The sequence below is a fragment of the Caballeronia telluris genome, assembly GCF_001544495.1.
Lineage (GTDB): Bacteria > Pseudomonadota > Gammaproteobacteria > Burkholderiales > Burkholderiaceae > Caballeronia > Caballeronia telluris.
In genome coordinates this window covers 83886-95790 of the sequence record NZ_FCNZ02000016.1, presented here as the reverse complement: position 1 = coordinate 95790, position 11905 = coordinate 83886, and the positions used below count along the sequence as shown (strand labels likewise).

Genomic DNA, 11905 nt, shown 5'->3' with positions numbered 1-11905 from the left:
CTAACGGCTTTGCAAAATGGGATCGGTTCGAAAAATGGGCCGCAAGAACGCGTTCAATTTGGCAAAGGCGTCGAGCGGAAGCACATGCGCGACGTATTGGTCCGGACGGACCACGACGAGCGCACCCCGCTCGCGGTCAATGCCACGCTCGTCGAAGATATTAGTCGATGCGTCACTCGTAAATGCCTTCTCGTAGTCGATCAGGCCGTATCGGCCTTTGCGCGGCAACAACGACGCATGCAGATTTTCGAGCCGGACCTCTCGATGGGGCGTTTGCAACACCGCACGCAGATCGAAAACGCTATCGGCATCGGCATCGTTTGGTGTGGCGAGACGAACGACAGACTCGGGAGACGTCGCGAGATGCTCGCAAAGCGCTTCGAGCGAGTGTCCGCTCGCATCCGAGAAAGCGTACAGGCGCCACCGGCCGTCAGCGCTCGCCACGTGACCGAGATGCATGGGCTTTGCATCGGCTAAGCGAACGACGGGCGACGAATGAAAGCGCGTGCCGATCGTGAAGCCGTTCGCGAGCGGCTGGTGCGTCGCCTCGCCCGTCAGCGCACCTGGCCGATAACGCGTCGCCACGCCCGCCGTATAGCGACCCGCGCGCACGAAATACGCCTGAAGTTCCGCAGGATCGACACCGCCCGCCTCGGGATGATCGCGGTCCTTCGGCGGAGCGGCCATCATCGCGGACCATTCCTTGTCGAAGTCGATGAGTTCTTGCGCGACAGGCTGCCGTTCATCCGAATACGTGCGCAACAGACTTGCGTCGCTGCGGCCTTGCAGGACTGCGCCAAGCTTCCAGCCGAGATTGAATCCGTCCTGCATCGACACGTTCATGCCTTGACCCGCTTTCGCGCTGTGCGTATGACAGGCATCGCCCGCGATGAACACACGTGGCTCGCGCGTCGCTCCATCGGCCGCGATGGCATCGTCGAAACGCTCGGTCAAGCGTTGTCCGACTTCATACACCGAGAACCACGCAACCTCTTTTACGTCCAGCGAATAGGGATGAAGAATGCGTTGCGCGGTCTGGATGATGCGTTCGACCGTAGTCTGCTTGATGGCGTCACGATTCTCCGGCGTCACTTCGCCCAGGTCGACGTAAAAGCGCACGAGATAGCCGCCTTCTCGCGGAATGATGAGCAGATTGCCTTTGCTTGCCGACTGGATCGCCGCCTTGAGGCGAATGTCCGGGAAATCGGTAACGGCGAGCGCATCCATGACGCCCCACGCGTGGTTGGCTGCGTCGCCGATCAGCGTCTGTCCGATCGCCGCACGCACGCGGCTTCGGGCGCCGTCGCAACCCACGGCATAACGCGCGCGCACGGTGACCTCTTCACCAAGCCGCGCTTCATCCGTTCGACGCAATGTGACGTGCACCGGATATTCGTCGGTGTCGTCGCGCTTGACGTCGACCACCTCGAGATCGTAATCCGGTTCTAGCCGTTGCGCGGACCGGCGCATCAGATCGAGCAGATACGACTGCAAGCGCGCCTGATTCACGATGACATGCGGAAACTCCGACATTCCTGATTCGGTGTCCTGAACACGCCCAGTACGCGTGATGGCGTTACGGTCATCGGCGTCCGGTCTCCAGAATACCGTCTCATTGACCCAATACGCTTCTCTCAGCAAACGCTCGCTGAGCCCGAAAGCATTGAACATCTCGACCGTCCGGCAGGCGACACCGTCCGCCTGTCCCATGAGCAACGGCCCCGAGCGACGTTCGACGATGCGTGTCGTGATCGACGGAAACTGCGATAACTGTGCCGCCAGCACCAGTCCTGCCGGCCCGCTTCCGACGATGAGCACGTCGACTGCCTCGGGCATGTCGACCCGAGGCGCGCCATCGGCGGCCGACTCGATCATCGGGTCGTCCGTGCGAAAACCGTTGAGATGAAATTGCATGTTGTCTTCCTCCGTTTGTCTTGACTACCTTAATAATCAATATACTCCGTACACCAACCATATCCAAGAAATTCTGGCGATTCTGCCGTTTACCCTTAGATCACGAAGCGCTTTGCGAGTCCCCAAGCTCAGTCTGGTACAGCGCGGGGTCGCCACGGTGGAGGATGTCGACACGGCGATCGCGTACGGCCCCGGTGTGCGCTGGGCACGGCTCGGTCCGTTTCTCAACCTTCACGCTTCCGGCGGCTCGGGTGGCATCACGCATGTGCTGCGGCATCTGGGCGCCGCTCAACGCGAGTGGGCGAGAGATTTGGGCACATATCCCGAGACGGAGGACTACATCGAATCGATGGCAAGAGGCGTCGAAACGAAGCTGCAGGCGCACGACTTTCTGGAAATGATTCGGCAGCGCGACCAATTGCTGATCGAATTGCTCGAAGCGAAGCGGAAGCTTTCTAAAATTCCTTAGAGCCTGCGAGACGCACGCGGATCACGAGCCAAGGACTGGCGGAAGGCAGCCGGAGTCGAACCGACCAGGGAGCGGCTGACGCCCCCTACTGGGTTTGAAGCCCAGCCGCACCACCGGATACGGATGCCTTCCTGCGGAGAAAAAAATGCGCGTGGCACGAGCCAACAATCAGATCAACTCGTGCCAGCGACTATCGACGCGCAACACGTGGAGGTCGCGGTGGAAGCGAGTATACCCAACGCGGTCGAAGAACTCCAAAACCTGAATCGCGCGCTTGCGGCCAAGCGCGCTCGCATCGCGAAACGGCGCCGCGCCGAGCCGGCCATCGTGCTTCGCCGCCTCCGATGCGACGAGCCGCGCAAGCTCGCGAACCGCGTCGCGATGATAGAAGAGATCGCGCACGACCTGGAACACCTCGCCTTGCCGCGCGAGCTTGCGCAGCACTTGCCGCACGCGCTCCTCGTTAGCGTCATGCGCACGGGCGAGATCGCGCACCCAGGGCGGATCGAACCGGCCCCGCGCAATTGTCGAGAGCAGCACGTCGGCCAGCGCGCGCTCGGCGTCATCGAGCGTGACGGAGTGCGCGGGAAGATGCAGCCACGGCCCGCTCCTCGCAATGCGCTTCTCCTCGACCGACCGATCGACGAGCGCCCGCCACAACGCATCCGGCGCGAGCGGTGCCGCAATCCGACGCAAGCGCGCCATATCCGGTCCCTGCTCATCCGGCGAGCGTTCGTGATATGCCGCCAGCGCCTCGACGAGCCGCCGCTGCAGCCCATCCCAGTGCGTCGCCGCGACGAACAGCACGTCGCCGGATAACGGCACCGCGCGCGTGCCATGCGGCAGTTCGAGCGATTCGGCCGGCATGCCGCAAAGATGCTCGACGAGCGAGCGCTTCAAGCCATAGGGCGCCTCGACGAGCAAGCCGTCGATACGTCGCGTTTCGAGCATCGCCGAGAGCGCATCGAGCCATGCGCGGCGCTCCGGCGTGCGGCGCTTGCGCGCGGGACCGAATGGATCGAGCACCCGTCCGCCGCCCACCGTCCGATTCGCCTGCGCATTGCGCACGATGAAGCGGTCGCCCGGCAGCGCGCAAACGGGCTTGTCGAAAACGAGCTGCACGCGCGCGGTGTCGCCGGCCGGAAGCACGTCGCCGTCCAGCAGCGCGACGTGCGCGACCTGATGCGTCGTGCCGAGATGCACGTGCAGCGGCGCCCAGTGTGTGAGGCTCATGCCCGCGTCGGGCAGGAGCGTGAGTTCGGTGTCGATACGCAGCGACGTCTCGCGAAGCCGCGCATCGACGATCCAGTCGCCACGCGCGATCGCGTCCTTTTCGATCCCGGCGAGATTCAGCGCGCAGCGTTCACCCGCTCGACCGGTCTGTGCCGCGCGATTCTGTGCGTGGATGCTGCGCACGCGCACCGGTTCGCCGCGCGGCGCGAGCAGCATCGTGTCGCCGGCATCGACGCGGCCCGAGAACACCGTGCCCGTCACGATCGTGCCCTGTCCGCTCAACGTGAACACGCGATCGACCGCGAGCCGGAAGAGGCCGTCGTCGCGGCGCATGCGCCAGCGCGCCGCCGCTTCGCGCAAGTGCGCGTCGAGCGCGGCGACGCCCGGGTCGTCTGCCTGCGTGGCGTTCGTATCGAAGCGCGGCGCACCGGCCAGCGTGCTCGACGCAAGCCATGTTTCGATCTCGTCGTGCACGTGCCCAAGGCGCGCTGCATCGACGCGATCCGTCTTCGTCACCGCGACCGCGCCTTGCCTGACGCCGAGCAGTTCGAGGATCGCGAGATGCTCGCGCGTCTGCGGCATCACGCCGTCGTCGGCGGCGATTACGAGGAGCGCGAAGTCGATGCCGCACGCGCCCGCCGCCATCGTATGCACGAGCTTCTCGTGGCCGGGCACGTCGATCAGTCCGAGCACCTCGCCGTTCGCGAGCGGCACGTAGGCATAGCCGAGCTCGATCGAGATGCCGCGCGCCTTCTCTTCCTTCAGCCGGTCCGTATCGACGCCCGAGAGCGCGCGCACGAGCGTGGTCTTGCCGTGGTCGATATGCCCCGCCGTTCCGACGATCATGCGCGCGTGTCCAGCGCCTGCAATTGCGCGATGAACGCCGTTTCGTCGCGCGATTCGAGACAGCGCATGTCGAGCCGCAATGCGTCGTCGGCGATGCGGCCGATCACCGGGCGCGGCAACTCGCGCAGCTTCTTTTCGAGCGCGTTGAGCTGGCGTCCCGCGCGCTTGCCGCTCGCGAGACGGATCGTCAGGCCATAGCTCGGCAGCACGTCGACGGGCAGCGCGCCGCTGCCGATCTGGCTGAACATCGGCTCGACCGCGATCGAGAACGCCTCGCCGACGAACCTCAGCAACGCGGGCGCGATGCGCTCGGCGGTGTTGCGCATGTCGTCGGCGGGACGGGTGAAGAGGCGCAGCGTGGTGAGCCGCTCGCACAGGAACTCGGGCGCGCGATAAAGGCGCAGCACGGGTTCGAGCGCGGCGAGCGTGAGCTTGCCGACGCGCAGCGCGCGCTTCAACGGATGCTTCTTGATCTTCGCGACAAGGTCGCGGCGCCCGACGATCAGCCCCGCCTGCGGGCCGCCGAGCAGCTTGTCGCCGCTGAACGTGACGAGGTCCGCGCCGGCCTCGATGGTCTCGCGCACGGTGGTCTCGCGCGGCAATCCCCACTGGGTCAGATCGACGAGCGTGCCGCTGCCGAGATCGACCGCGACCGGCACCTGACGCGCCTTCGCGAGCGATGCGAGTTCCTGCAACGCGACTTCCTTCGTGAAGCCGCTGATCGCGTAGTTGCTGCAATGAACCTTCATCAAAAGCGCCGTGCGCGCGCCGATGACTTCGTCGTAATCCTTCAGATGCGTGCGGTTGGTCGTGCCCACTTCGCGCAGCTTGGCGCCGGCGCGGCTCATGATGTCGGGAATGCGGAACGCGCCGCCGATCTCCACCAGTTCGCCGCGCGAGACGATCACTTCCTTCTTCGACGCCAGCGCCGACAGCACGAGCAGCACGGCCGCCGCGTTGTTGTTGACAACCGTCGCGGCCTCGGCGCCGGTCAGTTCGCAAATGAGTTCGTCGATCAGGTCGTCGCGGTCGCCGCGGTTGCCGGACGCGAGATCGAATTCGAGGTTCGCGGGGCGCGTCAGCACTTCGACGACCGCCTGCACCGCTTCGTCCGGCAAAAGCGCGCGGCCGAGATTCGTATGCAGGACCGTGCCGGTGAGATTGAAGACGCTGCGGACCTTGCCTCGCGCGCGTTCCGCGAGCGCGGCGCCGACCGCCTGCACGAGGCGCGCTTCGCCCAGCGCATCGACGCAAGCGCGGCCCGCCTGCGCGTCGCAGCGCCAGTCATCGAGAATGCGGCGCAGTGCGGCGAGCGCCTGCGTGCGCCCGTATTCGCCGACGAGCGGCGCCATGCCCGCCGACGCCATCACGCGCTCGACCGACGGCACCCGCGCCATCAGCGATTTCAATTCGACACTCGTTACATCGCTCACTCGGCCTTCCCCGCTTTGTGCTTGCCCGCTTGGTGCATGCACGCTTGGTGCATGCCCGTATTGTTATTCCTGACCCCGGTCTTCGCCGCCCTGCTCCGGCCACAACCACGGATTCGGCGACGCGCGCCGATAACCTTCCTCGCCCATCAGCAGATCGAGCGTGAGACTCGCGAGGTCGTCCGCGAAGGGTTCGAAATCGTACGCCTTGCTCTGATACCCGATCTTGCGATACGTGCCGCACTCGTCGCACGATTCGGCCTTGAGCGGCGCGTCCTTCGCCTGCGCATCGCTGGCTTCCTTGTCGGCATCGGCGGCACCGATGGCGTGATACGCGATGCCCTTGGTCGAATCGCAATTCGAGCATTTCGAGCGGACCATGTGCCACTCGGTCGCGCACAGGCCGCATTGCAGATAGCGATAGCCATCGTGGACGCCGCCCACCCGCACGACGCTCGCCACTGGATGCGAGCCGCAGACCGGGCACAGGCCCGGCGTGTCGAGATAAGGCACCTGCGACGCGTCGATCCGGCTCGCGAGGTCGGTCCATACCACCTGCAGCGCGGCCGTGATGAACGGCGCGCTGGCCGGATCGACTTCCGCGAAGCGCTGGGCGAAGAGGGCGTCGGCCTGGGTGTCGAGCGTGCGTGCATCGAGCGCGCGCAGCTTCACGAACAGTTCCGCGAGCGGCGGCGTGACCGGGCCCGCGGCCTCGATCCTGTCGACGAGCCGCAGCAAGACCTCGCGCCACGCCGGATCGCGCACGCCCGAGAGCGCGGGAATCAGCGGCATCGAATGTTGCTGGGCGCTGGCGAGCAGCTCGGCGCTCGGCGGCGTGGCTTCGAACGAAGCGAGCGTTTCCTGTTGTGCATCGGCGAGCGCGGCCATCAGGCGCAGATAGCCCGCGATCGGATTGCTGGCATCGGCGAGTTGGCGCAGGCGCGCCGCGCGCGCCGGAAAAACCGCTGCGCGCTCGGGCATGCGGATGCGCGGAATCGCAGAGGGATCGAGCGATGTAATCTGCTCGGGTTCGAGAATGCGTTGGACCACAAGGACCTCGTGAGACGTAAACGGCCGGCGCGAAGCGCAAATGCCCGGCCCGAAAAACTGGTTGAAGAATAGCAGTTTCGATGATGCGGCGTCGGCGCACACAGCGAACAACCCGGCTCCGGATGCACCGTCAAATGAAAAGGCCACCGCCTCTGCACAAGACGCGGTGGCCTCGATCGCCCGAAAGAACCGAGCGCTTAAAGAACTACTTCCCGATGATCTCCTTGAACCATCGCGGATGATGCTTCCTCGCCCATCCATACGTCACTGTTCCGCGCGTCATCGCGCCGACCGATCCCTTCACCCAGATCGCCGCATAGATATGCACGATGATGCCGACGATCAGCACGAACGCCGCCACCGCATGCACCACCGACGCGAGCCGGATGATGCCGATCGGAAAGTAGAACGAGAAGTAGCGTCGCCAGATGACGATCCCGCTTGCCAGCAGCAGGAACAGGCAAGCGACCATCACGAAGAACAGCAGCTTCTGCCCGGCGTTGTAGCGGCCGATTTCCGGCAGGTTCTCCTCGTGGTTGCCGAGCACGTCGCGCGGCTGTTTGAGCCACTGCACGTCGTTCTTGTCGAGGTAATTGTGATGCCAGAACCGCAGCATCAGAATCAGAAACGACAGGAACATCACCACGCCGATGAACGGATGCAGGATACGCGTCCATTGTCCGCCGCCAAGCACGAAGTACAGCCACGACATCGCCGGATGGAACATCGCGAGCCCCGACAGCGCGAGCAGCACGAACGTGATCGCCGTAATCCAGTGGTTGCTGCGCTCGTTGGGCGTATAGCGGACGATCAGACGATTGCCTTCTACGTCCCTCAACTCGTGCTTCGGGTCATCGTGCTTCATCTGAGCGCTCCTCTTTGCGACGCTGCACCGCGTCCTCGCCTTCCCGCTGCGCTTCGAGTTCTTCCTCCGCGCTCACCTCGTTCGGACCGACCCGCGTGTAATGGAAGAACCCCGCCACCGCCGCGACCGCCATGCCGGCGAGCGCGAGCGGCTTGGCGAGCCCCTTCCACAGCGAGACCATCGGACTGATGTGCGGATTCTCGGGCAGGCCGTGATACAGCGTCGGCTTGTCCGCATGGTGCAGCACGTACATGACGTGCGTGCCGCCCACGCCCGCCGGATCGTACAGACCGGCGTTCGCGAAGCCGCGCTCCTTCAGGTCGACGACGCGTTCGGCCGCCTGATGCTGCATGTCCTCCTTGGTGCCGAACATGATCGCGCCGGTCGGGCAGGTCTTCACGCAGGCCGGTTCCTGACCGACCGCGACGCGATCGGAACAGAGCGTGCACTTGTACGCGCGATGATCCTGCTTCGAGATGCGCGGCACGTTGAACGGACAGCCCGTCACGCAGTAGCCGCAGCCGATGCAGTTCTCTTCATGAAAATCGACGATGCCGTTCGTGTACTGCACGATCGCACCCGGCGACGGGCACGCCTTGAGACACCCCGGGTCCTCGCAATGCATGCAGCCGTCCTTGCGGATCAGCCACTCGAGGTCGCCCGCCGGATTCTCGTACTCGGAGAACCGCATGACGGTCCACGAGTGCTCGGTCAGGTCGCGCGGGTTGTCGTACACGCCGATCGAATCGCCGACTTCATCGCGCAGGTCGTTCCACTCCATGCACGCCGTCTGGCAAGCCTTGCAGCCGATGCACTTCGATACGTCGATCAGCTTCGCGACCGTGCCCGTCGCGGGTTCGCGAATCTCGGGCGGCGGCGTCGTGGTCGCAGAGACGCGTTTGATATCCAGTGATTGCAGAGCCATCTCTTTTCCCCTATGCCTTTTCGACCTTGACCAGGAACGACTTGAATTCGGGTGTCTGCGAATTCCCGTCGCCCACGGAAGGCGTCAGCGTATTGACGAGATAGCCCGGCTGCGTGAGGCCCTTGAAGCCCCAGTGCAACGGGAGACCAACGGTCTGCACCTTCTTCCCCTCGATCATCAGCGGCTTGATCCGCTTGGTGACCACCGCCACCGCGACGATGTGCCCGCGGTTGCTCGATACCTTCACGCGATCGCCCGCGACGACGCCGACCTCCTTCGCCAGATCCTCGCCGATCTCCACGAACTGCTGCGGCTGCACGATCGCGTTCAGGCGCGCGTGCTTGGTCCAGTAATGGAAATGCTCGGTCAGACGATAGGTGGTCGCCGTGTGCGGGAAGTCCTTTACCGTGCCGAACGCGGCGCGGTCGTCCGGGAACACGCGCGCCGCCGGATTGCTGACGGCCTGCTTGTTGTCCGGATAGAGCGGGTTATAGCCGAGCGGATTCTCGAACGGCTCGTAGTGCGCCGGGAACGGACCTTCGTTCATCCCGTCGCGGGCGAAGAAACGCGCCACGCCTTCCGGATTCATGATGAACGGATTCATGCCGTTTTCGGGCGGCTCGTCCGCCTTGAAGTCGGGGATGTCCGGGCCGGTCCACGCCTTCCCGTTCCACGCGATCAGCTTGCGGGTCGGGTCGAACGGCTTGCCCGCCACGTCGCACGATGCGCGGTTGTAGAGAATGCGCCGGTTCGCCGGCCACGCCCATGCCCAGTTCAGCGTCTGGCCGATGCCGGTCGGGTCCGAGTTGTCGCGCCGGCCCATCTGGTTGCCCGCCTGCGTCCACGATCCGCAGAAAATCCAGCAGCCGGAAGCCGTCGATCCGTCGTCGCGCAACTGGGCGAAGCTCGCCAGTTGCTCGCCTTTCTTCGCGAGAACCTTGGTCTTGTCGACCGCGTCCGTGACGTCGGCGAGCGCGCGTCCGTTGAACTCCATCGCGATTTCTTCGGGCGTCGGACTCTTGGGATCGGCGTACGGCCAGGTCATCTTCAGGATCGGATCGGGATACTTGCCGCCCTTTTCCTGATAAGCCTTCCGAATGCGCAGCCACAGCCCCGACATGATCTCCAGATCGCTCTTCGCTTCACCCGGCGGCTCGGCGCCCTGCCAGTGCCATTGCAGCACGCGGCTCGAACTCACGAGCGAGCCGCGTTCTTCCGCGAAGCACGACGTCGGCAGACGGAACACTTCGGTCTGGATCTTCGACGCATCGACGTCGTTGAACTCGCCGTGGTTCTTCCAGAACTCCGAGGTTTCGGTCGCGAGCGGGTCCATGATGACGAGCCACTTCAGCTTCGAGAGCCCAAGCCCGATCTTCGCCTTGTTCGGCGCGGCCGCGAGCGGGTTGAAACCCTGCGCGATGTAGCCGTTCATCTTGCCCTGCGCCATCAGCTCGAACACCTGGAGCATGTCGTAAGACTTGTCGAGCTTCGGCAGATAGTCGTAGCCGAAGTTGTTCTCTGCGGTCGCGTTGTCGCCCCACCACGACTTCATGAAGCTCACGAAGAACGCGCGATAGTTCTTCCAGTAGCTCAACTGGTTCGGCCGCAGCGGCTGCGTCGCGCGCTTGCCGATATAGCCCTCGTAGTCCTGCTCGGCTTCCATTGGCAGCGTCATGTAGCCCGGCAGAAGATTCGACATCAGGCCGAGATCGGTCAGACCCTGGATGTTCGAGTGCCCGCGCAGCGCGTTCATGCCGCCGCCCGCGATGCCGATATTGCCGAGCAGCAACTGCACCATCGCGCCGGTGCGTATCATCTGCGCGCCGACCGAGTGATGCGTCCAGCCGAGCGCATACAGGATCGTGCCCGCGCGCCCCGGCACGGCCGTCGATGCCAGCATCTCGCAGACCTTCAGGAACTTCTCCTTCGGCGTGCCGCACGTCTTCTCGACCTGTTCGGGCGTGTAGCGCGCGTAGTGCTGCTTCATCAGGTTGTAGACGCAGCGCGGATGTTGCAGCGTCGGATCGACCTTGGCGAAGCCGTCGTCGCCGCGCTCGTAGTCCCAGCTCGATTTGTCGTAGTTGCGTTTTTCCGCGTTATAGCCGGAGAACAGTCCGTCGTTGAACGCGAAGTCTTCGCGCACGATGAACGGAAAATCCGTGTAGTTCTTCACGTACTCGTGCTGGATCTTGTCGTTCGTGAGCAGATAGTTGATCACGCCGCCAAGGAACACGATGTCCGTGCCGGTACGGATCGGCGCGTAGAAATCCGCGACCGATGCCGTGCGCGTAAAGCGCGGGTCCACCACGACGAGACGCGCCTTGCGGTGCGCCTTTGCCTCGGTTACCCATTTGAAGCCGCACGGATGCGCTTCGGCGGCATTGCCGCCCATCACAAGTATTACGTCCGCGTTCTTGATGTCGACCCAATGGTTCGTCATCGCTCCACGGCCAAACGTCGGGGCAAGACCTGCCACCGTCGGGCCATGTCAGACACGAGCCTGATTGTCGAACGCGAGCATCCCGAGACTGCGGATGGTCTTGTGCGTCAGGTATCCGACTTCGTTGCTGCCCGCCGATGCGGCGAGCATGCCGGTCGTCAGCCAGCGATTCACCTTCTTGCCGTCCGGCGTGGTCTCGACGAAGTTCGCGTCGCGGTCTTCCTTCATCAGGGCCGCGATGCGATCGAGCGCGTCTTCCCACGAGATGCGCTTCCATTCGTCCGACCCGGCCGCGCGATACTCGGGATATTTCAGACGGCTCGGGCTGTGAATGAAGTCGATGAGCGAGGCGCCTTTCGGACACAGCGTGCCGCGATTGACCGGATGATCGGGATCGCCTTCGATGTGGATGATGCTCGACTTCGCGTTCTTGGCGTTGTCGCCGAGGCCGTACATCAGGATGCCGCAGCCGACGGAGCAGTACGGACAGGTATTGCGTGTTTCTGTGGTACGCGACAGTTTGTATTGGCGGACCTCGGCGAGCGCGGGCGCCGGCGAGAAGCCCATCAGGGCCAGACTCGATCCGGCGAGCGTGCTCGCGGAGACCTTCAGGAACTGTCGCCTGGACATTTGCAACATGGTCGCCTCAGGCTTTCTTGTGGGGGGTTCGTGAATTATAGAGATAACATTCGCCTTTCGCCCGACACGCCAGGCACGCGGGCGGGCGCGGGGC

General features: G+C 64.2%; 8 protein-coding genes and 1 tRNA gene. 1 reads left to right on the top strand and 8 read right to left on the bottom strand.

The window, feature by feature from the left end; genetic code table 11:
• On the bottom strand, positions 1–1914 hold the full coding sequence (locus tag AWB66_RS20805; protein WP_087632065.1) for an FAD-binding monooxygenase: 1914 nt from the start codon (positions 1912–1914) through the stop codon (positions 1–3).
• Between AWB66_RS20805 and AWB66_RS20800 the strand changes: the two genes are divergently transcribed.
• On the top strand, positions 1913–2383 hold the full coding sequence (locus AWB66_RS20800; protein ID WP_235021183.1) for a 3-hydroxyacyl-CoA dehydrogenase family protein: 471 nt from the start codon (positions 1913–1915) through the stop codon (positions 2381–2383). The genes AWB66_RS20805 and AWB66_RS20800 overlap by 2 nt on opposite strands.
• 36 nt (positions 2384–2419) lie before the next feature.
• Here AWB66_RS20800 and AWB66_RS20795 read toward each other — a convergent pair.
• From AWB66_RS20795 to fdnG, 7 genes are all read right to left on the bottom strand, one after another.
• A tRNA-Sec gene (locus AWB66_RS20795) sits at positions 2420–2515 on the bottom strand.
• 36 nt (positions 2516–2551) lie between these two features.
• On the bottom strand, positions 2552–4462 hold the full coding sequence (gene selB / locus AWB66_RS20790) for a selenocysteine-specific translation elongation factor (protein WP_087632064.1): 1911 nt from the start codon (positions 4460–4462) through the stop codon (positions 2552–2554).
• Positions 4459–5895, bottom strand: a complete 1437-nt coding sequence (gene selA, locus AWB66_RS20785; RefSeq protein ID WP_087632063.1) for an L-seryl-tRNA(Sec) selenium transferase — start codon at positions 5893–5895, stop codon at positions 4459–4461. The genes selB and selA overlap by 4 nt, the downstream gene beginning before the upstream one ends.
• A 63-nt stretch (positions 5896–5958) precedes the next feature.
• Positions 5959–6942, bottom strand: a complete 984-nt coding sequence (gene fdhE, locus AWB66_RS20780; protein WP_087632062.1) for a formate dehydrogenase accessory protein FdhE — start codon at positions 6940–6942, stop codon at positions 5959–5961.
• 205 nt (positions 6943–7147) lie between these two features.
• Positions 7148–7807, bottom strand: coding sequence for a formate dehydrogenase subunit gamma (locus tag AWB66_RS20775; protein WP_087632061.1), 660 nt, complete (start codon positions 7805–7807; stop codon positions 7148–7150).
• Entirely contained in the window at positions 7794–8732 is a 939-nt protein-coding gene (gene fdxH, locus AWB66_RS20770) for a formate dehydrogenase subunit beta (RefSeq protein ID WP_087632060.1), read from the bottom strand. The genes AWB66_RS20775 and fdxH overlap by 14 nt, the downstream gene beginning before the upstream one ends.
• Before the next feature lie 10 nt (positions 8733–8742).
• Positions 8743–11811 (bottom strand): formate dehydrogenase-N subunit alpha, encoded by a 3069-nt coding sequence (gene fdnG, locus AWB66_RS20765; RefSeq protein WP_143328354.1) that lies wholly within the window; start codon positions 11809–11811, stop codon positions 8743–8745.
• Positions 11812–11905: the final 94 nt, after the last annotated feature.